We start from the raw sequence: 20,901 nt of genomic DNA, 5'->3' as shown, positions 1-20,901 counted from the left end.
TAGTGGAGGGCCGGGAGGCCGCCGGGCCGGGACGCGGACCGGAGTTACCGGAAGTCGCCGCACGAGCAGCGGGCGCCTCGGGAGCAGCTGCCGGGGTGGGCTCCGTCGACTGGACGGGTGCCGAAGCGGCCGGGGCCGGAGCCGGGGCAGCCGGTGCGGGAGCCGGCTTGGACGCCGGTGCTGCCGGTGCTGCCGGTGCCGCAGGGGTCACTGGCGTGACCGTTTCCGCCGTCTTCGCGGGCGCGGTTGTCTCAGGCTGGGTGGGGGCGGGTGCCGACGGCGCCCGCTTCACGGTCGGCTTGGCCGGGGTGGCCTTTGCCGGGGTCGCCTTCGCTGGTGCGGCCTTGGTTGCCGCGGGCGCAGCAGCCTTCGCTGCCGCCGGCGGGTTTTCCTTGATCTTGCGGACTACCGGAGCCTCGATGGTCGAGCTCGCCGACTTGACGAACTCGCCCTGCTCCTTCAGGTAGGCCAGTAGTTCCTTGCTGCCGATTCCGAGCTCTTTCGCAAGCTCGTGGACCCGGACCTTTGCCACGCTTCTCCTCGTTGAGGTTGGTGACGGTCCGAATCAGGGCGACGCGGACCGTCAGTTGTTGGGGATGCTCATCGCTGAGTACTCATCGGTCACTCATCAGCGTCGAACCCGCTCTCGGTCTTATGCCGCAGCCGGAAATCCGGCGGTACGACGGGTGGTGTGCACTTCGTCTCAGCGCTGGGTCTGGTCGAGCCCCTCGTGGCGATCCGCCACGAACTGCTGCACCGCGTCCGTATCCACCGCCTGGGTGAGTCGTAACGCGCGACCGAAGGCCCGTCGCCGGATCGCCTTGCTCAGACAATCGGCATCCGGATGCAACCAGGCCCCTCGGCCCGGCAGCACGGCGCGGATATCGGGCACTACGGGAACCGGTACCACCGATCCCACTGCCCGCCGATCCGCGACAACCCGCACCAGCGCTGATCGATCAGCTCGCTGCCCGCACCCAATACAGGTTCGTGTATTAGAGATGCGTGCACGTGAGTGATCGATCTTCACCAGTTTACCCCACGGCCGGTGCGGTCTCCGACCACCGCTGCGCCGCCTCAGGCGTGCTCGTCGGCGCCGGAACCAGCCTCAGCGGGCGCGGTGTCAGGGACGATGTCGATGCGCCAACCGGTCAGGCGCGCGGCCAGGCGGGCGTTCTGCCCTTCCTTACCGATCGCCAGGGACAACTGGAAATCGGGTACGACGACCCGGGCTATCCGGGCCCGTGGATCCACGATCGTGGCCGAGAGCACGCGGGCCGGCGACAGCGCGGCCGCGACGAACTCCTGCGGGATCTCGCTGTAGTCGACGATGTCGATCTTCTCGCCGTTCAGTTCGTTCATCACCGCGCGCACCCGCGAACCCATCGGGCCGATACACGCACCCTTGGCGTTCACCCCCGGTGACTTCGAGATCACGGCCACCTTGCTGCGGTGGCCCTCCTCACGCGCGATGGCAGCGATCTGCACCGTGCCGTCGGCGATCTCGGGCACTTCCAGCGCGAACAGCTTGCGCACCAGGTTGGGGTGCGAGCGCGACAGCGTGATCTGCGGGCCCTTCAGGCCGCGTTTGACGCTGACCACATAGCAGCGGATCCGCTCCCCGTGCTTGTACACCTCACCGGGCACCTGTTCGGCCGACGGCAGGATCCCCTCGACGCTGCCGAGGTCGACCCGCACGTTGCGCGGGTCGCTGGACTGCTGGATGACGCCCGCGACGACGTCCCCCTCTTTACCGCGGAAATCGCCGAGCACGGCTTCGTCGGCCACGTCGCGCATCCGCTGCACGATGACCTGCCGGGCCGTCGCCGCGGCCACCCGGCCGAAGTCGGAGGGTGTGTCGTCGAACTCCGGGCCCAACTCGTAGCGGGGCGCGGGCTCAGGGTCCTCATCGGTGGGCTCCGCCGGGGTCTCGATCCGTTCGCGCGCGAGCACCCGCACGTCACCGCTCTTGCGATCCAGTTCGACCCGTGCGTCCTGATAGGTTCCGCTCTCGCGGTGATAGGCGGTCAGCAGTGCCTGCTCGATCGCGGGAATGATCACGTCCAGCGGAATGTCGCTCTCCCGCTCCAGCGCCCGCAGGATGGCCATGTCGATGTGCATCAGGCATCGTCCCCTTCACCGTCATCGTCGACGTCTGTCCCTGAAGTCTCTTTGCCCGCCTTCGAAAACTCCACCTGGATCTCCGCACGCCCGCATTCGGCGTACGTCACCGTGGTCTCACTGGTTGCGCCCTTGGGCCCGGTCACCAGCAGGCTCACGCCGTCCGCGTCCGCGGACTGGATGCGGCCCTCGACCGGCTCCGCGCCCTCGCGCGCGATGCGCACGAGGCGACCGACGTTGCGGCGGAAGTGCCGTGGGCTGGTCAGGGGCCGGTCGGTGCCGGGTGAGCTGACCTCCAGCACGTACGGCGCGTCGCCCATGAGATCGCCATCGTCCAGGGCCGTGCCGATCACCCGGGTGGCGTCGGCGACGAGGTCCAGATCCACCGGAGCTGTCGCGGTCGTGGTGGCCGGCCCGTCATCCGGGATGTCGCGGTCGACCAGGACCCGCACGATCCGCCGTTTGCCGGCCGGTGCGACGGTCAGGTCCTCGACCCGCAACTGCAACGGAGCCAACTGCTCGCTGAGTTCCTGCGCGATCCGCTCGGTGCGCGCGGTCGACGAGGTGCTCATGACGGCTCTCCTGTTGTGAATTCGGTTGTCGGCCAGTGGGCTCTGGTCACCCTATCGCGCTGACGTAGCCTGGCCGCAGTCCCGACCGACCAGCCAGGAGCCACCGACCGTGACCCTCGATGCCCAGCCCTCCCTGCTCACCGAACGCACTGGCGCTGCCAGCACGCCGCGGCGCATCTTCCGCTTCGTGGCGATCGCCGAGGCCATCTCGTGGACCCTGTTGATCGGCGGGATGATCCTGCGCGCGGTCACCGGCAACCAGGCCGGGGTCCGGATCGGCGGCGGCATCCACGGGTTCGTGTTCTTGTCCTTCGTGGTGGTCACCGCCCTGGTCGCGATCAACCAGCGCTGGAGCGCGCGGTCCGTCCTGCTGGCGCTGGTGTCGTCCGTGATCCCGTGGGCGACCGTGCCGGCGGAGATCTATCTGGACCGGCGCGGTGTGCTGGACGGTGACTGGCGACGTACGGCGACCGATGACCCCCGTGACCAGCGGGCCACCGATCGGGTCCTGCGAGCGCTCCTGGCCCGGCCGATCACTGCCGCGGTCGTGTTGCTCGCAGCCGTCGCCGTGGTGTTCGTGGTGCTGCTGATCGTCGGGCCGCCGTTTGGTAAGAACAGCTGACCGGGCGGATCACAGACCGGCCGGGGTCAATCCCCGGGCGCGCAGCACCCGACGCTCCAGCGGCGCGAAGATCAGCAGGTCGATCACGATGCCCACGACCAGGATGAGTGCGATCGCGGCGATGACGGTCGGCATGTCGGACTGGGTGCTGCCGTTCTCCAGCATCTGGCCCAGACCGGAACCCAGGCTCGGTGCGTTGGCGACCAACTCGGCAGCCATCAGCGAGCGCCAGGCGAAGGCCCACCCCTGCTTCAGGCCCGAGACGTAGGTCGGCAGCGCCGCCGGCAGCAGCACGTACCGGATCATTTCCAACCGATTGGCGCCCAGCACGGTGCCGGCCCGGCGCAGCAACGGCGGGGTCTGGTCGAGGCCACCGATCAGACCGTTGGCGATCGAGGGCACCGCACCCAACAGCACGACCAGGTAGATGGTGGCCGGGCTGAGCTGGAAGACGACGATCGCGAACGGCACCCACGCGACCGACGGCAGCGACTGCATCGCGGACAGCAACGGGCGAAAGCCCTTGCGCAGCACGGCGAACTGGCCGATCAGCAGACCCAGCACGGTTCCGATGACCACCGAGACCGCGAAGCCGATCAGGCCGCGGTGCAGGCTGACCCAGATCGCGCTCCACGCCTCGCCGGAGCGGATCGACTGCCACAGCGTGCTCCACACGGCGCCGGGGCTGGGCAGCACCCACGGGTCCTTGATCCCTGAGAGATAGATCAGTTGCCAGACACCGATGAGCGCGGCGACGACGGCGATCGGCGCGAGGATCGCGACCCAATCGACGCGCCGACGGCGGGTGGTGATCGACTGGTCCTCGAGCGCGTCGAGTCCGTCGCTGATCTGGTCGAGTTCGGCGGTTGAGGACAACTCAGCGGTTGACATGGCGCACGATCTCCTCTCGCAGGGCCAGGGTGATCTCAGTGGAGAGGGCGCCCACTGCGGGGTCCTCGATGTTGCGCGGCTGGGACAGTTCGATGTCCCAGGTCTTCAGCACCCGGCCGGGCCGGCTGGACAACAACACGACCCGCTGCCCTAGACGGACCGCTTCGCGCACGTTGTGGGTGACGAAGATGACGGTCATGCCCGTGCTGGTCCACAGCTGGGAGAGTTCCTCGTGCAACACATCGCGGGTGATGGCGTCCAGTGCCGCGAACGGCTCGTCCATCAGCAGCACATCCGCGCCCTGGGCCAGGCTGCGGGCCAACGCGATCCGTTGGCGCTGGCCACCGGAGAGCTCGTGCACCCGGCGATCACCGGCACCGCCGAGGCGGACCAGTTCGAGCAACTTCTGGCGGCGCTGCGCCCGCTCGCCACGCGGCGTACCGCCGAGCTTGAGGGCGAGGTCGATGTTGCCGCCCGCGGTCAACCACGGGAACAGCGCGGACTCCTGGAACATCAACGCGGCCTGTTTGCCACCGGCGATTTCGATGCTGCCGCTGGTGGGCTGGTCGAGTCCGGCGATGAGGTTCAGCAACGTGCTCTTGCCGCAGCCCGAGGCGCCCAGGATGGTGACGAACTCCCCGGCCGCCACGTCGAGGTTGATGTGATCGAGGGCGAGGACCTGCGTGCCGTCGCCGCCGTCGAACGCCTTGGAGACGTTCTGGACGCGTACGCGCGGGGTGCCTGCCTCGACCTGGGCGGCCTGCGCCTGCTGGGTCACGGTCGTCATTTCTGCCCCAGCCCGGCGTCGGAGACCGCGGGCTTGCCCTTGGCCTTGAGGACCTCGTTGAGCAGGGTCAGGTCGTAGATGCCTTTCAGGTCGGTCTTCTTCAGCAGATCGACATCCACGGCGTGGTCGGCGACCGTCTGCAGCGAGGACGCGTAGGGATCCCAGCCGAGCGTGACGTTGCCGAGCGCCGTGGCCGCGACACCCTTGGGCAGCGACTTGCCGGTCAGCTTCTTCAGTGCGGCGTCCAGGTCGGTGGCTGCCTCGGCCTTGTTGGAGTTGATCCAGTCCGCGGTGTCGACCTGGCCCTCCAGCAGTTCCTTCACCGTCTGCGGGTACTGCTTGAGGAACTTGGTCGAGACCAGCAGGTTGGTGGTGATGAACTGCCCGCCGGGCCACAGGGTCTTCTCGTCGACCAGCACGTGACCGCCGCCCTGGGCGACCAGGCGGGTCAGCCAGGGCTCCGGCAGCCAGCCGCCGTCGATCCGGCCCTGCTTGAACAGGTCGAGGGTCTGGGCGTTGTCCTGCGCGACGATCGTGACGTTCTTGGCGCCGGAGCCGTTGACCGTGAAGCCCTGCTGCTTGAGGTAGTGCTTGGCCGCGATGTCCTGGGTGCCACCCAACTGCGGGGTGGCGATGGTCTTGCCGGCCAGGTCACTCACCGAGTTGATCTTGCTGCTGACCACCAGGCCGGCTCCACCGGAGGCACCGCCGGCGATCAGCCGCACGGCCTCCCCGTTGCTCTTGGAGTAGGCGTTGATGGCCGGGTTGGGCCCGACGTACACCGCATCGATCGCTCCCGACAACAGCGCCTGGGTGGCAGCCGGGCCGGCGTTGAACGTCTGGGTCTCCAGCTTGGTCTTGCCCAATGCCTTTTGGTAGAGGCCCTGTTCAACGCCCAGCACCGGGACGGCGTGGGTGACGTTCGGGAAGTAGCCGAGGCGCAGCGTGCTGGCCGTACCGTCCCCGGACTGGGTGACGGCGCTGGACGCGTCCGAGGAGGAGCACCCGGCGACCGCCGCGGTGGCCAGGGCGGCAACGGCCGCGGAGGCGAGGGCGATCGAGAACCGGTTGGTCATGGTGGTGGTGCTCCTATGGGAAACGTAGGGAATTGCGGATGAGAAGGAAGTGCCGGGGTCGGGATTGGTTCAGGCGGTGAGTCGGTCGCTGGCACCGGCGAGACCCGCGGCGATGGTCGCGCCGGTGTCCGGGTCGATGACGAGGAATGCGCCGGTCCCCCGCAACTCGGCGTACGCGTCAAGCGCCACGGGTTCGGCCAGTTGCACACTGACCTGACCGATGTCGTTGAGACACAGGCGATCTGCCTGGTTGCGCCAGGTGAGCTCATCGGCGTCCCAGGTCGCCGCCACGGGGCCGAGCAGCCCGCGCACGGTGCGGGTGCCCGCTTTGACCAGTACCCGTTGGCGGACGGCGGAGTCCTTCTCGGACAGCCAGGTGAGGACCCCGTCGATCTGGCGCAGTACGCCGATCGCGGACCCCCACTGCTCGTCCTCACCTTCGCGGACGAGGACTTCGCCGCGGGCGACGTCGAGTTCGTCGGCCAGCAACAAGGTGACCGATTCGCCTGCGACTGCTCGCTGTTGGGGACCAGTGGGTCCGTCGATGCCCGTGACGGTCGAGGTCTGACCGGAGGGCTGGGCAGTGATCTCATCACCGATGCGGACGGTGCCGCTGGAGACCCGACCGGCCAGGCCACGGTAATCCGGATGGGCTTCGGTGCGGGGCCGGATCACCAGTTGCACCGGGAACCGGAACGGCTCGAAGTCCCCGGTCCCGCCGGAGGGCAGTTCCTCCAGCAGTGGCAGCAGCGGTTTGCCGGCGTACCAGGACGGCCCGCCGTCAACGATGTTCTCGCCGGTGAGCGCACTCACCGGGACGATGTCGACTCCGCGCAGACCAACCCTGGCGGCCACGTCCCGGACGTCAGCGGCGACCTCGTCGAAGCGCTCCTGCGACCAGTCGACCGCGTCCATCTTGTTCACGGCGAAGACCACCGTCGGCACCCGCAGAAGAGCCAGCAGCGCTGCGTGCCTGCAGGTTTGGACGCTGACCCCGTTGCGGACGTCGATCAGCACGACGGCAGCATCGGCGGTGGACGCACCGGTCACGGTGTTGCGCGTGTACTGCACGTGACCGGGGGTGTCGGCCAGCACGAAGCTGCGCCGCGGCGTCGAGAAGTAGCGGTAGGCCACGTCGATCGTGATGCCCTGTTCGCGCTCCGCGCGAAGGCCGTCGGTCAGCAACGCAAGGTCGAACTCGTCGGCGCCGCGGCGCTGGCTCGCGGCCAGCGTGGCGTCGTACTGGTCGGCCAGTATCGACTTGGTGTCGTGCAGCAGTCGACCGACCAGGGTGGACTTGCCGTCGTCGACCGAGCCGGCGACGACCAACCGCAGCTGCCCGATCGGTGGTGCGTCGGGTACGGAGGGGCTCTCGGTGTGCGACATCTTAGAAATAGCCCTCTCGCTTACGGTCTTCCATCGCGGCTTCGGACAGTCGGTCGTCGGCCCGGGTGGCGCCGCGCTCGGTCAACGTGCTGACCGACACCTCGGCAATGATCTGGTCGGACGTGGCCGCGTCGCTCTCGACGGCGCCGGTGCACGACCCGTCGCCCACCGTGCGGTAGCGAACAGTCCTGCGCTGCAACGCTTCCCCGTCGCGGGGGCCACCCCACGGACCGGGCGTGAGCAGCATGCCGTCACGCAGGAACACGTCCCGCTCGTGGGCGAAGTAGATGCTGGGCAGCGCGACATCCTCGACGGCGATGTAGTGCCAGATGTCCAGCTCGGTCCAGTTCGAGATCGGGAACACCCGGGTGTGCTCACCCGGAGCGTGCCGCCCGTTGTAGATGTCCCACAACTCGGGGCGCTGCCGACGCGGATCCCAGCCACCGAAGGCGTCGCGGACCGAGAAGATCCGCTCCTTGGCGCGGGCCCGGTCCTCATCGCGGCGGGCACCACCCAGCAACGCGTCGAACTTCTGCTCCGCGATGGTGTCCAACAAAGGAACCGTCTGCAACGGGTTGCGCGTACCGTCGGGACGCTCGGTCAACCGTCCGTCGGCGAGCCAGTCCTCGACGTTGGCAACCACGAGGCGGTGCTCGCCGTCAGCAACGACCTGATCGCGAAAGGCGATGACCTCCGGCAGGTTGTGACCGGTGTCGATGTGCAGCAGCGTGATCGGCAGCGGCGCCGGGGCGACCGCCTTGCGGGCCAGGTGCAGCAGCACCGCCGAGTCCTTGCCGCCGCTGAACAGCAGTGCGGGACGGTCGAATTCGGCGATGACCTCCCGGATGATCTGGATCGACTCCGCCTCCAACTCCCGCAGTGCGGAGGTCGTGGTGGCGTCGCTGGGCGCAAAGGTCGTCATGCGGTCTCCTGCACTGTGCTGACGAGAGCCGGGGCGCCGATGCCGAACCGGTCGACAATGACCCGGACGGCGTCGGCGACGCTGATCTGCTCGGTCTGGATGGTCAGGTCCGGATCGACCGGTGCCTCGTAGGGGTCGTCGACCCCCGTCATACCGCGCAACTGTCCCGCGGCCGCCTTCGCGTAAAGGCCCTTCACGTCCCGCCGCTGGCATTCGGCCAGCGTGGTCGCGACATACACCTCGGCGTACGCCGTGCCATGGCTTTCGTGGTGCGCTCGCACCGTGGCCCGTGCATCGGCGTACGGCGCGATGACGGGAACGATCGACACGACGCCATGGCGGGACAACAACTCCGCGACGAACCCGACCCGGGTGACGTGCGTGGTGCGGTCCTCGCGGGAGAAGCCCAGCCCCGCCGACAGATTCGTCCGCAACTCATCGCCGTCCAGGATCTGCGAGTCCACACCCGCGGCGGTCAGGTACTCCGCCAGCGCCTCGGCGATGGTGGACTTACCCGCACCCGACAGTCCGGTCAGCCAGATGGTGATTCCGGCGCTCATAGGTGAATCCCGCATTCCGTCTTCTCAGTCCCCGACCAGCGACCGGCCCGTGGGTCCTCACCGGCAGCCACCCGACGGGTGCACGGGGCGCAACCGATCGACGGATACCCCTGTGCCAGCAGCGGATTCGCGATCAGATCGTGTTCGGCGGCGTACGCCTCCACCTGCTCATCCGTCCACAACGCAAGGGGCGCCACCTTGACCTTGTCGCGACGCGGATCGAACGACACCACAGGAGTGTTCGCCCGCGTCGGCGACTCCACCCGGCGCAGACCGGTGGCCCAGGCGTCGTAGTCGTCCAACGCCTCATCCAACGGATGCGTCTTGCGTAGCGCGCAGCACAGGTCGGGGTCGGTGGCGAACAGGTCCTTGCCGTAGTCGGCGTCCTGCTGCGCCACGGTCTGCCGCGGCGCCAGGTTGCGCACGTGCAGCCGCGGATAGCGAGCAGCCACCCGGTCCCTGGTCTGGATCGTCTCGGCGAAGTGATAGCCGGTGTCGAGGAAGAGCACGTCGACGTCCGGGATGACGCTCTGCACCAGGTGCAGCAACACCGTGTCCTGCATCGAGGACGCCACCGCGAACCGGGCGCCGAAGGTGTCGGCCGCCCAGCGCACGATGTCCGTGGCGTCAGCGCCCTCCAGGTCGTTGCCCGCCTGCGTCGCGAGCGTCTCCAGATCAGTGATCGTGGTCATGACCGCACCTGCGAATCTGCCTGTCCTGCAACGGAAAGACCGACGAAGGAAACCGTGAACACGCGGGTGCACGCCGCGCACCGCCAAGCGCCGCGGGGCTCCGGCTCGGGGCGCAGATCCTCGTCGCTGCAGTACGGGCAGTAGTACGGGACCGCGCGCTGCGTGCCAGCAAGTTGACCGCTCACCGCAAGTCCTCCTCGTCCGCCCGTTGCGCCCACTGCGCGAACCGCTCGCCCGGCTCGTGCTGTTTGACGAAGTTCTCGGTGACCCGCACGACGTAGTCGCCGAGCTCTGCCGAGGTCACCTTGTGCGAGCGCAACTTGCGACCGAACCCAGCATCCAGGCCCAGGCCACCGCCGAGGTGCACCTGGAACCCCTCGACCTGCTCCCCCGCCTCGTTGGTGACGATCTGACCCTTCAGGCCGATGTCCGCGGTCTGGATCCGGGCGCAGGAGTTCGGGCAGCCGTTGATGTGGATCGACAGCGGCCGCTCCAACTCGATGTGATCCAGTCGCTCCTCGAGGTCGGCGACCAGCGTGTGGGCGCGCGCCTTGGTCTCGACGATCGCCAGCTTGCAGAACTCAAGACCGGTGCAGGCCATCGTGGACCGTCGCCACGGACTCGGATTCGCCTCCAGCCCAACGGCGCTCAGTTCACCCACCAGGGTGTCCACCGCGTCCGGGCGAACATCCAGGACGACCAACTTCTGGTACGGCGTCAGCCGGATCCGCGTGGATCCCGCCTTCTCGGCGGCGCCGGCCACGGACTTCAACACGGTCCCACTGACACGGCCGGCAATCGGTGCGAACCCGACGTACTTGTGGCCATCGATCTGGTCGTGGACGCCGATGTGGTCCAGCGGTTGATCCGGCAACGCAGCCGCAGGGCCATCGAGCAGACTGCGGTGCAGGTATTCGGTCTCCAGCACCTCACGGAACTTCTCGGTGCCCCAGTCGGCGACTAGGAACTTCAGGCGCGCGCGGTGCCGCAACCGGCGGTAGCCGTAATCCCGGAAGATCTGGATCACGCCGTGCCACACGTCGGGCACCTCGTCCAACGGCACCCACACGCCGAGCCGTTCGGCCAGGCGCGGGTTCGTTGACAGGGCACCTCCGACGAGCAGGTCGAAGCCGGGCCCGTGCTCGGGGTGCTCGACCCCCACGAACGAAACGTCGTTGATCTCCGGTGCGGCATCGGCCAACCAGGCGATGGAGGTCTTGAACTTGCGCGGCAGGTTCGACAGCGTCGGGTCCCCGATGAAGCGGCGGCAAATCTCCTGGATGGCGGGCTCGGGGTTGAGCACCTCGGCGGCACTGACCCCCGAAACGGGCGAGCCCAGCACGACCCGCGGAGTGTCGCCGCACGCTTCGGTCGTGGACAGACCCACCGCCTCCAACCGACGCCAGATCTCCGGCACGTCCTCCACGCGGATCCAGTGGAACTGGATGTTCTCCCGGTCGGTGATGTCGGCGGTGTCGCGGCCGAAGTCGATCGAGATGTCGGCGATCACGCGCAACTGCTCAGTGGTCAACGCACCGCCGTCGACGCGCACCCGCAGCATGAAGTACTCGTCGTCGAGGTCCTCGGGAGCGATGGTGGCGGTGCGTCCACCTTCGATGCCCTGCCGGCGCTGGGTGTAGAGCCCCCACCAGCGCATCCGGCCGCGCAGGTCCTCCGGGGAGATCGAGGAGAAGCCCTCGCGCGCGTAGATCGTTTCGATGCGCTCGCGGACGTTGAGCCCGTCGTCGGCCTGCTTGAACACCTCGTTGGGGTTGAGCGGTTCGCGCTGGCCGAGGGCCCACTGGCCCTCACTGCGGGGTTCGCGGGTCTCGGCGCGGCGCGGGCGCACGGTAGCAACGGGTCGTTCTGGCACGTCGTATAACGTGACATTTGGATGAACCAAACGTCAAATGATGACGGCGCTGTCTCACCCCTTAGACCGGCGAGGCGTGGTCAGCGCGGGCGACGACGCGAGGTAGTTTCCCACATGTGTCCCGAAGCCCCGTTACCCGCCGTGGGCTATTAGGACTTGCCGGGGCGGGCGCGCTGACCGCAGGACTGTCGGGGTGCGGCATCCGCCTGGAGTCCGGCGCTCCCCCGATCCCGGGTATTCCGACCCAGGGACCACCGGCGGACACTCCCGCGCTGCAGGCGACGGTGGGCAGCCGTCAGCTGGCGCTGACCGCCCTGGCCCAGCCGACAGCCGGCCTGCAAACCCAGCTCAAACCGGTTTATGAGCAGCAATTGATCCGCGTGCAGGCCGTGATGGCCAGCGCCGGGATGCCGCAGGCCACGCCCTCCACCAGCGTCGGCGCGACCGCCGCGTCACGGGTCACTTTCGAGACCTTCATCCGGGGCGAACTCAGTGCGTCGACGTTCGCGCGGATCGCCGGGGTGGCAGACGCCTACCTGCCGATGCTGGCTGCGTGTAGCGCCCTGGACGCTGGCGTGGCCCTCAGCCCGCAGGGCCTGGCCGCCCCCGGCCCGGCGCCGGCGTGGCCGACGGCGACCGTGCCGAGCGCCGTCGCGGTCGGTCTGCTGCCTGCCGTGCGGGAGGCCGTCTACGGTCTGGAGGTCATCGCCGCGAAGACCGCTCTCACCGGCCGTGCTCTGGTCACCGCCACCCTGCAAACGATGTACCCGATGCGAGCCCAGCTCGAAGCGGTCGCCGGCGAGGCGGCGCCCCCGCTGCAATCGACGTACCCGCTCGACCCCGCCCCCACCACCGATCCGGCGCGTACGACGCTGGGGCGCCAGTTGCTCACAGCGGTCGTGGCCGCGTGCGCCGACCAGGCCGACGCGACAAAGGGTTCGGCGGATCACGTGGGGGCGCTGCTGAACCTCTGGGGAACGGCGCTGGCCACGTCGTGGAAGTGGGGCGTCGCGCCGGTGCCGTTCCCGGGTCTGGCCGGGTGAGTTTCGAGGTCGACGTCCCGGCCGGTCTGAGCGCGACCATGGCGGGCCGGCCGCCAGGGGACGGCATCTCGGGTGACGACTGGCTGCGGGCGCTGCCCCGGTTGCTGGCCGCGGCTGCGGAGCGCTGGTCGTTGAGTGAGCCGCAGGCGCCGGCGTACGGCGAGTGCGCACTCGTCGTACCCTGCGCCAGCCCGTCGGGTCCGGTCGCGCTCAAGGTGACCTGGCCTCATCCGGAAGCACGGTTCGAACATCTGGCGTTGCGCGCGTGGAACGGGGTTGGCGCGGTCCGGCTCGTGGCCGCGGACACCGCCGATCACGCACTGCTGTTGGAGCAGTTGGATCCGCACCGCTCGCTGACGGACGTCAACCTGCTGGAGGCCTGCGAGACCGTGGGTTCGCTACTGCGCCAACTGGATCGGCCAGCGCTGCCGCAGGTCGGGCCGCTGCCGCTCGATGAGTGGCACACGTTGCTGGAGCGCAGCGGGGACCACGTACCGCGACGGTTCATCACGCGGGCCGCGGCGCTTCTTCGTGACCTGGCGGTCGGCGAGCGCCTCGTGCACAGTGACCTGCACTTCGCCAATGTGCTTGCGGGACAGCGTGCTTCGTGGCTCGCGATCGACCCGAAGCCGGTGACGGCGAACCCGGCGTTCGGTATCGCGCCGGTGTTGTGGAACCGGTGGTCGGAAGCGAGCGCTGCTCACAACCTGCGAGCGCACCTGCGGCTGCGGGTCGGTCTGGTAGCGGAAGCGGCGGGCGTCGATGAGGAGGAAGCCATGGCCTGGTCGTTCGTGCGCTGCGTCCTCAACGCCTGTGAGGCGGAGCCTGACGCGCCGGTGTTGTCCCGGTGGATCACGATCGCCAAAGCGATGACGTGAATCTTAGAGGAGTTCCTCGAAGCTGCCCGACCGCGTCAGCAGAGCCTGGAGCACGTCCGGGTCGCTCACCTGGCGGCCGTTGACGAAGAACCCCGGCGTGCCCTGCACCCCGTTGTTCTCCGCGCTCTGCTCGGTGGCTGCGACGTAGTCGGCGTACGTCGCGTCGCTCACCACACTGCGCAACGTGTCCAACGCGGCGCCCTCGATGCCGGCCTGCTGCCCGAACTCCAGGAGGTCGTCGTCGGTGTACCCGGCACCCTCCCCCGGTTGGTTGGCGAACACCGTCGAGTGGAACTCGGCGAACCGGCCGGCGTCCGAGGCACCGAACGCCGCGTTGGCCGCCCGCCGTGACGAGTCGTTACCGAAGTTCTCGTCCAGGAAGGTCATCAGGTGCACCACCACGATCACCCGGCCCTCCCGCGCGAGGCTCTTGACCGCCGCACCGTTGAGCCGTTCGAACCGGGCGCAGTACGGGCACTGGAAGTCCTCGTAGATATCGACCGTCGCAGCACCGGGCTGCGCCGCAACATCGGGGTAGAGCACGACTCCGTCACCGTCCGGTCGGCCACCTGCGGGCACTTTGATCGCCATGGCCCTGAAGGTAGTCGGCCCCGGGAGGGTTCACCCCTTGAAGGAGGTGACGACCGAGTCGAACGAGTTGTCCTGGGTCATCAACGCGGCATAGTCCGCGCCATTCTGATCGACTTCCTTACCGTCGATCACCAGGGTTGGCGTGCTGGTCACGCCGTCCTTACCGGATTGAGTCTCGGTGGCCTCGGCGTAGTCCTTGTACTTCTCATCGTCGACACACTTCACGAAGGTGTCGTAGGCAGAACCACTGATCCCGGCGTCCTTGCCGAAGCTCTTCAGCTGATCATCGGTGTAGCCCTCGCCTTCGGTGGCGGGCTGGTTGGCGAAGACCGTGGAGTGGAACTGCGGGAACCTGCCGGCGTCCGCAGCGCAGAAGGCGGCGTTCGCGGCGCGCAGTGAGTTGCCGCCGGGATGACTGTCGTCCAAGAAGGTCTTCACATGGAGGACCAGCTTCACTTTGCCGTCAGCGGCCATGCTCTGCAGCTGCTGGCCGTTGTGCGCCTCCAACTGCTTGCAGAACGGGCACTGGAAGTCCTCGTAGACATCAACCGTCTTGGCACCGGGCTGCAGCGTGGCGTCCGGGAAGGCCACCACCCCCTTACCGCCCGCGATCCCGCCGGTCGGCACCGCCGCATTCTCGGTTCCGCCGGAGCGCGTCACCAGAAACGCGGCAACGCCGGCGATGACCAGCACGGTTGCGATCAGGGCGGCGATCAACGCCTTGGACGGGCCTTGTTTGGGAGCAGAGGCTTTCAGCCTCTCGGCGGCATCAGGGCGGGGCATGCGCTCACTCTAGATACACCAACACTCCGGAGACAGCAACACTCTGGACACACGAACGCGGGGCCGGGTGACGAAAACCCGGCCCCGCGTCGTACGTGCCATCCGTTACTTGACGGAGTTGATGACCGACTCGAACGAGTTCGGCTGGGTCAGCAGCGTCTTGTACTCGTTGCCGGTGTTGGAGATTTCCTGGCCGTCGACGAAGAACGTCGGGGTTCCGGTCACGCCGTCCTTGCCGGACTGGGTCTCGGTCAGGCTGACGTAGTCCTTGTACTTGTTGCTATCGACACACTTCACGAAGGTCGTGTAGTCCGCGCCGGTGATGCCGGCGTCCTTACCGAAGCTCTTCAACTGGTCGACCGTGTAACCATCACCCTCGGTGGCGGGCTGGTTGGCGTAGACGGTCGAGTGGTACTCGGGGAACTTGCCGGCGTCCGCGGCGCAGAAGCCCGCGTTAGCGGCCTGCGCGGAGGCATCGTTGCCGAAGTTGTTGTCCAGGAACGACATCATGTGGACGACGACCTTGACCTGGCCGTTCTTGGCCATGGTCTTCATCATCTCGCCGTTCTGCGTCTCGAACTGCTTGCAGACCGGGCACTGGAAGTCCTCGTAGACATTGACCGTCTTGGCGCCGGACTGCAGTTTGGCGTCCGGGTAGAGCACCAGACCCTTACCGCCGTCAAGACCACCGGTGGGGACTGCGCTGGAGGCGCTGCTGGTGCTCTTGCTCTGGGTGACCAGGAACGCGGCGAAGCCGGCGATGACGAGAACGACAGCGATCACCGAAGCGATCAGCGCTTTGGACGGACCCTCTTTGGGGGCTGCCGCCTTGATCTTCTCGGCGGCATCGGGGCGAGGCATGACAAATCCCTATCTGTATGGATGGATTGCTGTGGCAACGATCTGGGGCGGCAGCAGGTTCCGCTCAGCCCCAGAGCTTCTGGTCGAGACTGAACTTGGTCCGGGGAAAGAACACCAGCCAGGCACCGCAGGCCAGCAGGCCGATATCGCGCAGAACGTCCCAGGTGTAGTTCGGCTTGACCCCGACTTCGCCACCGCCGCCGAAGCAGCCGCAGTTGATCGAGAGGCCACGCGCCCAGGCGGAGATGATGCCGATCAGGAAGGCGATCATCAGCAGTGAGCCCAGGATGGCTGCCCAGCGGGTGAACAGGCCAAGGACCAGCAACAACCCGAAGATGATCTCAGCGAAGGGCATGAACGCGCCCCACAGGTTGGCCAGGTCATAGGGCAGGATCTTGAACGCCCGGGTGGCCAGCTGCGCCTCGGGGATGTTGGTCGCCTTGATCGCACCAGAGACCAGATAGGTGACTCCGAGGATCAGCCGGGCGGCAAGTCCTACCCAGGGTTTCCAGTCGGTGGTCGTTCGCGCGTCAGGGGTCGTGGCAGTACTGGCGGTCACCGCCCCAGGGTAACCGCCGAATCCATCAGTGCTTGAGCACGGCGTTGCTGAGGCCCTTGACCCGCTTGCGTAGTTGCATCATCCGGATGCCGCCGGGGATCGCGACGAGCAGGATGCCCGCCACCGCCGCGATGACCAGGGCGATCGCGATCGAGACCTGGCCGGTGAGCCCCAAGAAGTGGATCGTGACCTTATCCAGGTTCTGACCGATGAAGATCATCAGCAGGATCAGCAGGATCGCCACGACGATCAGCCCGACGTACCAGACGCTGGCGCGGGTGCGGTGCAGCAGGTCGGAATTGGCCAGTTGCTCCGCCTCGGTCGGCTGGGCCCGCTTACCGGTTGGCTTCGGCGTACCCTGCGGCTCACCCTTGGCCGGCGCGGGGGCATGACCCGGGGCGGTCTCGTCGGTGCCGGCGCGGGCGGGCGATACCCGTCCCGCTGCGGGGTCGGTGCTGGCGGGCTGGGGCTTGTCGCTCATGGTTCCGATCGTTCCACAACCGGGCCACTGATTCGCCCGGCTGGGTGAGGTGTCACGCCTTCGATGCGTTGATCTCGCCCAGCACCTCGCCGACGACACTGGACACCGGCACCTCGCGGCGCTCGCCCGATCGGCGGTCCTTGATCTCCACCACCCCGTCCGCGAGACCCTTGCCGACCACGACGATCGTGGGGACACCGATGAGTTCGGCGTCCTTGAACTTCACACCGGGCGACACTTTGGGCCGGTCGTCGTAGAGAACTTCGAGGTGCAGCGACTCCAGCTCACGGACGATCTCCTCGGCCTTGAGATAGACCGCGTCGTCCTTGCCGGTGGCCACGATGTGCACGTCCGCGGGGGCGACCGTGCGCGGCCAGATCAGACCGGCGTCGTCGAGGTTGTCTTCCGCGATGACACCGACAGCCCGGGTCACTCCGACCCCGTACGAACCCATCGTCACGGTGGTGAGCTTCCCGGACTCATCGAGCACCTTCAGACCCAGCGCCTCGGCGTACTTGGTGCCCAGCTGGAAGATGTGGCCCATCTCGATGCCGCGCGCCAGGGACAACGTGCCCTGCCCGCTGGGCGAGGGGTCGCCCTCCTTGATCTCGGCGGCCTGGATCGTGCCGTCGGCGGTGAAGTCGCGCCCGTAGACCAGGTCGATGACGTGGTGGCCGGGCTGGTCGGCGCCGGTCACCCAGGCGCTGCCCTCGGCGATGCTCGGGTCGAGCAGGTAGCGGATCCCGTTGTCCTCCCCCAGCGCGCCCGGGCCGATGTAGCCCTTGGCCAGCTGCGGGTACGCCGCGAAGTCCTTCTCCTCGAAGGGTTCCACTTCCGCCGGGGAGACCTTGGCTTCCAGCCGCTTGGCGTCGACGTCCCGATCACCGGGTACGCCGATCGCGAGGGGCTCGCGGGTCCCGTCGGGTTGCCGGAGCATCACCAGGACGTTCTTCAGGGTGTCAGCTGCCGTCCACGGACGGTTGTCGCTGCGCGGGTGGCCCGCGTTCAGGGCGTCCACCAGCGTGGCGATGGTGGGGGTGTCCGGGGTGGGCTCGACGTGGCTATCGCCTACAGTCACTTGCTGTTTCGGCGCTTGGGGGACTTCGACGGCTTCGACGTTCGCGGCGTACCCGCTCTCGTCACGCACAAAGGTGTCCTCACCGTGCGGACTTACCGCCAGGAACTCCTCGGACGCCGAGCCGCCCATGGCACCGGAGTCGGCGTGCACGATGACGTACTCGAACCCGAGGCGGTTGAAGATTTTGGTGTACGCCTGGCGGTGCAGGTCGTAGGACTTCTGCAGACCCGCAGAGTCGATGTCGAAGGAGTAGGAGTCCTTCATGATGAACTCACGGCCGCGCAGGATGCCGGCGCGGGGGCGCGCTTCGTCGCGGTACTTGTTCTGGATCTGGTAGAGCGACAGCGGCAGGTCCTTGTAGGAGGAGTACATGTCCTTGACCGCGAGGCAGAACATCTCCTCGTGCGTGGGACCCAGGAGCATGTCGTTCTCCTTGCGGTCCTGCAGTTTGAACAGGTTGGGGCCGTACTCGGTCCAACGGTTCGTGGCCTCGTAGGGCTCGCGCGGCAGCAACGCGGGGAACTTCACTTCCTGCGCGCCGATGGCGTCCATCTCCTCGCGGATGATGGCCTCGACCTTGGCCAGGACCCGCATCCCCAGCGGCAGCCAGGTGTAGATGCCGGGAGCGACACGGCGGATATAGCCGGCGCGGACCAGCAGTTTGTGGCCGGGCAGTTCAGCGTCGGCCGGGTCGTCGCGCAGGGTCCGCACGAACAGGGTCGACATACGCATAGCCACGGGAGTGCTCCTTGGGATGGTGTTTCGGCTGCCTTGGTGAGGATAGTCGCGACCGGATTCGGGGGTCGCATCTCGTGGCGGGACCTGAACGTTTACTGTGAGCCTCGCCGACAACGCCGTCCTCGATCTGGAGTCATCCATGCGCCTTGCCCGTGTCCTGCTCGTCCCTGTCTGCACCGCTGCCCTGGTGGCCCCGGTGTTCGTCGCACCGGGCGAGGCCGCAACTCCCCCGCTGAAGTTCGGCAAGTGGTTCGTCGACCTGCCAGGTCGCGGCGCGGACAAGGGCACCCCGGCCAATCTGAACAAGGAATACATCGTCATCACCAACACCACCAAGAAGGCGATCTCGCTGAAGGGCTATCGGGTGCGCGACCGCGGTGCGAAGCACACCTACACCTTCGGCGCGTTCACGCTGGGCGCCAAGAAGTCGGTCACGCTGCACACCGGCTCCGGGAAGAACAACAGCGCGAACGTGTACTGGGGCCAGCGCTACTTCGTGTGGAACAACAACGGGGACACCGCGCAATTGCTGAACGCGAAGGCGAAGCCAGTTACCACCTGCACGTACACCAAGCCGGCGAGGAACACCAACACGACCGGCGGCTGGAAGAACTGCTGAATTTCATTGCAGCTGAGTGCCTTCGGTTCGTTCACTTCGCTGCAACTGCCGGTAGACGAGCGTCATGACCACGAAGGCGACGAGCAGCAGCACTGGTGCCCAGTTGAGCGCGTTGCGAACCACCACGGTTCCGAGGCACACACCCAGGACCAGGCAGCACAGGATCGCGAACGAGTGCCGGTACTCCGACCAGGGCTTACGCGTGGCGACCGCACCGATCACGCCGGTCAGGGTTCCCGTCATATAGGTCGAGGAGAGCCCCGGCACGCCAAACCGGACGACGGCGCTGCTTTGAATGCCCATCGCGGCCGCGACCAGGAAGAGCAAGGCGGTCGCGGTCGCGGTGCTGAACGGCTTCGGAAGTAACTGCCACAGCGCGACGAACACGATGATGACGGCCAGTTCGACGATCAGCGCAGTCTGCACTCCCGCCGGGAAGAACGGGTCGCGCTCAGAGGTGGGACCGGCCGCCCGGGTCCCGGCCGCCGTACCCAGCGAGTAGCCGACGATCGCCGCCACGGACACGAACAAGGTGGCCAGATTCCACGACCCGATTGAGATACCGAAGATGATCATGTTCCCGGTCATGACGCTGGAGAAGGCGCCCAGGTGGATGAAGCCGATCGCGTCGGCCACCCCGGTCACGACGGTCAGCGCCGCAACGAATGCGAATCTCTTTCTCGTCGAGTTCGGCTGATCGACCGAGGCCGCTTCGTCGTTCACGCCTCACCTCTTCCGCGTCGTGGACAGCACCCGCCATCACTGTAGGTGTCCGATCATTTGGGGCTGCGAAACGTCTTCGACGGTGGCTGTCGGTGGTGAGAAGTAGGCTGAGTCCGGGAAGGTGCTTCCTGTCGTCGTGGCGGCGAAAGCTGCTGCGCCACAACGATATTGACGACAATTAGTTGTGCACATACCCTTCCCGCAGTGGACATATGTGCGATAAGCTGGGTTATCGGTTCTGGGGAGGACCGCCACCAGGTGGGGAGGGTTGCTATGTCTGTTTCATCGCCGTCTGTTTCAACGAGTGAAGCGTTGTGTGTTGCCGAAGTGCGCGCCGTCCGTCACCGGTTGGTGGAGGGCGCTCGCGGTGTGGACCCTGATGCCGCGCTGGTGCTGATCCGGGAATTAGAGGAACTGAAGAATGCTGCCAGCGCGGTGCAAACCGAGTTAGCGGTCGTGGTCCACGACGCGCAACGCGCCGCCGACCAGGCCCGCGGCATCACCGCGGATGAGACCGCCCGGGTCGTGGGTTCACAACTGGGTCTGGCACGACGGGAAAGCCCCCGGGTCGGGACCCGGTTCCTGGGTGTCTCCCGCGCCGTCACCCAAGAAATGCCGCATACCGCCGCCGCGTTACGGGCCGGGACCATCAGTGAATGGCACGCCACCCAGGTCGTGGCTGAAACCGCTTACCTGTCGTTGGCCGATCGTGGTGCGGTGGATGAAGCGATCAAAGGGGTCCTGGGTAAAACCTCCGGGCGGCGCCTGGCCGGGGTCGCCCGGGCGGCCGCCTACCGGTTGGATCCAGCTGCTGCGGTGGCGCGCCGTGCCCGCGCCGAACGCGAACGCCGCGTCTCGCTACGCCCAGCACCCGACACCATGACCTGGTTGACCGCGCTGCTACCGGTCAAAGACGGGGTCGCCTGCATCGCCGCCCTCAACGCCGCCGCCACAGCCAGTAGCCATAGGGGCGGGGGCGGGGATGGGCGGGGGCAAGGGCAAACAATGGCCGGACCCCCGGGCGAACGCAACAGGGGCCGACCGC

General features: G+C 67.4%; 24 protein-coding genes. 5 read left to right on the top strand and 19 right to left on the bottom strand.

Annotated elements, in window-relative coordinates; translation table 11 throughout:
- From AZH51_RS18690 to rimP, 4 genes are all read right to left on the bottom strand, one after another.
- On the bottom strand, positions 1–532 hold a 532-nt coding region (locus AZH51_RS18690; RefSeq protein WP_291526366.1), incomplete at its 3' end, for a translation initiation factor IF-2 N-terminal domain-containing protein.
- A 171-nt stretch (positions 533–703) separates the two neighbouring features.
- Positions 704–1,030: a YlxR family protein gene (locus AZH51_RS18685; RefSeq protein WP_291526365.1), complete on the bottom strand. Its 327-nt coding sequence runs from the start codon at positions 1,028–1,030 to the stop codon at positions 704–706.
- Positions 1,031–1,077: 47 nt separating this feature from the next.
- Positions 1,078–2,121 (bottom strand): transcription termination factor NusA, encoded by a 1,044-nt coding sequence (gene nusA / locus AZH51_RS18680; protein ID WP_291526364.1) that lies wholly within the window; start codon positions 2,119–2,121, stop codon positions 1,078–1,080.
- Positions 2,121–2,693: a ribosome maturation factor RimP gene (gene rimP / locus AZH51_RS18675; RefSeq protein ID WP_291526363.1), complete on the bottom strand. Its 573-nt coding sequence runs from the start codon at positions 2,691–2,693 to the stop codon at positions 2,121–2,123. Before rimP ends, nusA begins: the two co-directional genes overlap by 1 nt.
- A 109-nt stretch (positions 2,694–2,802) precedes the next feature.
- Between rimP and AZH51_RS18670 the strand changes: the two genes are divergently transcribed.
- Positions 2,803–3,315, top strand: a complete 513-nt coding sequence (locus AZH51_RS18670; RefSeq protein WP_291526362.1) for a DUF3817 domain-containing protein — start codon at positions 2,803–2,805, stop codon at positions 3,313–3,315.
- 9 nt (positions 3,316–3,324) lie between these two features.
- Here AZH51_RS18670 and AZH51_RS18665 read toward each other — a convergent pair whose 3' ends face one another.
- From AZH51_RS18665 to AZH51_RS18630, 8 genes are all read right to left on the bottom strand, one after another.
- Entirely contained in the window at positions 3,325–4,206 is an 882-nt protein-coding gene (locus AZH51_RS18665) for an ABC transporter permease (protein ID WP_291526361.1), read from the bottom strand.
- Positions 4,193–4,993: an ABC transporter ATP-binding protein gene (locus AZH51_RS18660; RefSeq protein ID WP_291526360.1), complete on the bottom strand. Its 801-nt coding sequence runs from the start codon at positions 4,991–4,993 to the stop codon at positions 4,193–4,195. Before AZH51_RS18660 ends, AZH51_RS18665 begins: the two co-directional genes overlap by 14 nt.
- Complete coding sequence (locus AZH51_RS18655; protein WP_291526359.1) at positions 4,990–6,069, bottom strand: ABC transporter substrate-binding protein; 1,080 nt, start codon at positions 6,067–6,069, stop codon at positions 4,990–4,992. The genes AZH51_RS18660 and AZH51_RS18655 overlap by 4 nt, the downstream gene beginning before the upstream one ends.
- Before the next feature lie 69 nt (positions 6,070–6,138).
- Positions 6,139–7,455, bottom strand: a complete 1,317-nt coding sequence (locus AZH51_RS18650) for a GTP-binding protein (RefSeq protein WP_291526358.1) — start codon at positions 7,453–7,455, stop codon at positions 6,139–6,141.
- A 1-nt stretch (position 7,456) separates the two neighbouring features.
- The gene (cysD, locus tag AZH51_RS18645) at positions 7,457–8,377 is read right to left on the bottom strand and encodes a sulfate adenylyltransferase subunit CysD (protein WP_291526357.1); all 921 of its coding nucleotides are present in this window, start codon (positions 8,375–8,377) and stop codon (positions 7,457–7,459) included.
- Positions 8,374–8,937 carry an adenylyl-sulfate kinase gene (cysC, locus tag AZH51_RS18640; RefSeq protein ID WP_291526356.1) on the bottom strand — a complete coding sequence of 188 codons (564 nt, stop codon included), beginning with the start codon at positions 8,935–8,937 and terminating at the stop codon, positions 8,374–8,376. Before cysC ends, cysD begins: the two co-directional genes overlap by 4 nt.
- Positions 8,934–9,629 (bottom strand): phosphoadenylyl-sulfate reductase, encoded by a 696-nt coding sequence (locus AZH51_RS18635; protein ID WP_291526355.1) that lies wholly within the window; start codon positions 9,627–9,629, stop codon positions 8,934–8,936. Before AZH51_RS18635 ends, cysC begins: the two co-directional genes overlap by 4 nt.
- A gap of 181 nt (positions 9,630–9,810) precedes the next feature.
- On the bottom strand, positions 9,811–11,502 hold the full coding sequence (locus AZH51_RS18630) for a nitrite/sulfite reductase (protein WP_291526354.1): 1,692 nt from the start codon (positions 11,500–11,502) through the stop codon (positions 9,811–9,813).
- 116 nt (positions 11,503–11,618) lie between these two features.
- On the opposite strand from AZH51_RS18630, the gene AZH51_RS18625 reads away from it, so the two are divergent.
- Positions 11,619–12,545 (top strand): hypothetical protein, encoded by a 927-nt coding sequence (locus AZH51_RS18625; protein ID WP_291526353.1) that lies wholly within the window; start codon positions 11,619–11,621, stop codon positions 12,543–12,545.
- Entirely contained in the window at positions 12,542–13,423 is an 882-nt protein-coding gene (locus AZH51_RS18620; protein WP_291526352.1) for an aminoglycoside phosphotransferase family protein, read from the top strand. Before AZH51_RS18625 ends, AZH51_RS18620 begins: the two co-directional genes overlap by 4 nt.
- A 3-nt stretch (positions 13,424–13,426) precedes the next feature.
- Here AZH51_RS18620 and AZH51_RS18615 read toward each other — a convergent pair whose 3' ends face one another.
- From AZH51_RS18615 to AZH51_RS18590, 6 genes are all read right to left on the bottom strand, one after another.
- Entirely contained in the window at positions 13,427–14,014 is a 588-nt protein-coding gene (locus tag AZH51_RS18615; protein WP_291526351.1) for a DsbA family protein, read from the bottom strand.
- A 30-nt stretch (positions 14,015–14,044) separates the two neighbouring features.
- Entirely contained in the window at positions 14,045–14,797 is a 753-nt protein-coding gene (locus AZH51_RS18610; protein WP_291526350.1) for a thioredoxin domain-containing protein, read from the bottom strand.
- A 105-nt stretch (positions 14,798–14,902) separates the two neighbouring features.
- On the bottom strand, positions 14,903–15,658 hold the full coding sequence (locus AZH51_RS18605) for a thioredoxin domain-containing protein (RefSeq protein ID WP_291526349.1): 756 nt from the start codon (positions 15,656–15,658) through the stop codon (positions 14,903–14,905).
- 64 nt (positions 15,659–15,722) lie between these two features.
- Positions 15,723–16,217: a MauE/DoxX family redox-associated membrane protein gene (locus AZH51_RS18600; protein WP_291526348.1), complete on the bottom strand. Its 495-nt coding sequence runs from the start codon at positions 16,215–16,217 to the stop codon at positions 15,723–15,725.
- Positions 16,218–16,242: 25 nt separating this feature from the next.
- A complete protein-coding gene (locus AZH51_RS18595) occupies positions 16,243–16,698 on the bottom strand; it encodes a lipopolysaccharide assembly protein LapA domain-containing protein (RefSeq protein WP_291526347.1) in 456 nt (151 codons plus the stop codon).
- Between the two features lie 52 nt (positions 16,699–16,750).
- Entirely contained in the window at positions 16,751–18,508 is a 1,758-nt protein-coding gene (locus AZH51_RS18590; RefSeq protein ID WP_291526367.1) for a proline--tRNA ligase, read from the bottom strand.
- Positions 18,509–18,611: 103 nt separating this feature from the next.
- Here AZH51_RS18590 and AZH51_RS18585 point away from each other — a divergent pair, with 103 nt between their 5' ends.
- Entirely contained in the window at positions 18,612–19,133 is a 522-nt protein-coding gene (locus AZH51_RS18585; protein WP_291526346.1) for a lamin tail domain-containing protein, read from the top strand.
- A gap of 3 nt (positions 19,134–19,136) precedes the next feature.
- Here AZH51_RS18585 and AZH51_RS18580 read toward each other — a convergent pair whose 3' ends face one another.
- On the bottom strand, positions 19,137–19,856 hold the full coding sequence (locus AZH51_RS18580) for a YoaK family protein (RefSeq protein WP_291526345.1): 720 nt from the start codon (positions 19,854–19,856) through the stop codon (positions 19,137–19,139).
- Positions 19,857–20,183: 327 nt separating this feature from the next.
- Between AZH51_RS18580 and AZH51_RS18575 the strand changes: the two genes are divergently transcribed.
- The coding region (locus AZH51_RS18575) for a DUF222 domain-containing protein (protein ID WP_291526344.1) at positions 20,184–20,901 on the top strand (718 nt) is incomplete at its 3' end.

This window comes from Branchiibius sp. NY16-3462-2 (assembly GCF_001594145.1).
GTDB lineage: Bacteria > Actinomycetota > Actinomycetes > Actinomycetales > Dermatophilaceae > Branchiibius.
The sequence above is the reverse complement of the archived record's forward strand: the minus strand, read 5'-3'. Positions and strand labels throughout refer to the sequence as shown.

Excerpts from the sequence above, each read along its gene's own strand:
- AZH51_RS18635 (WP_291526355.1), bottom strand. The coding sequence starts at position 9,629 with ATGACCACGATCACTGATCTGGAGACGCTCGCGACGCAGGCGGGCAAC.
- AZH51_RS18650 (WP_291526358.1), bottom strand. The coding sequence starts at position 7,455 with ATGTCGCACACCGAGAGCCCCTCCGTACCCGACGCACCACCGATCGGG.
- AZH51_RS18595 (WP_291526347.1), bottom strand. The coding sequence starts at position 16,698 with ATGAGCGACAAGCCCCAGCCCGCCAGCACCGACCCCGCAGCGGGACGG.
- cysC (WP_291526356.1), bottom strand. The coding sequence starts at position 8,937 with ATGAGCGCCGGAATCACCATCTGGCTGACCGGACTGTCGGGTGCGGGT.
- cysD (WP_291526357.1), bottom strand. The coding sequence starts at position 8,377 with ATGACGACCTTTGCGCCCAGCGACGCCACCACGACCTCCGCACTGCGG.
- AZH51_RS18655 (WP_291526359.1), bottom strand. The coding sequence starts at position 6,069 with ATGACCAACCGGTTCTCGATCGCCCTCGCCTCCGCGGCCGTTGCCGCC.
- nusA (WP_291526364.1), bottom strand. The coding sequence starts at position 2,121 with ATGCACATCGACATGGCCATCCTGCGGGCGCTGGAGCGGGAGAGCGAC.
- AZH51_RS18610 (WP_291526350.1), bottom strand. The coding sequence starts at position 14,797 with ATGCCCCGCCCTGATGCCGCCGAGAGGCTGAAAGCCTCTGCTCCCAAA.
- AZH51_RS18590 (WP_291526367.1), bottom strand. The coding sequence starts at position 18,508 with ATGCGTATGTCGACCCTGTTCGTGCGGACCCTGCGCGACGACCCGGCC.
- rimP (WP_291526363.1), bottom strand. The coding sequence starts at position 2,693 with ATGAGCACCTCGTCGACCGCGCGCACCGAGCGGATCGCGCAGGAACTC.
- AZH51_RS18660 (WP_291526360.1), bottom strand. The coding sequence starts at position 4,993 with ATGACGACCGTGACCCAGCAGGCGCAGGCCGCCCAGGTCGAGGCAGGC.
- AZH51_RS18615 (WP_291526351.1), bottom strand. The coding sequence starts at position 14,014 with ATGGCGATCAAAGTGCCCGCAGGTGGCCGACCGGACGGTGACGGAGTC.
- AZH51_RS18665 (WP_291526361.1), bottom strand. The coding sequence starts at position 4,206 with ATGTCAACCGCTGAGTTGTCCTCAACCGCCGAACTCGACCAGATCAGC.
- AZH51_RS18605 (WP_291526349.1), bottom strand. The coding sequence starts at position 15,658 with ATGCCTCGCCCCGATGCCGCCGAGAAGATCAAGGCGGCAGCCCCCAAA.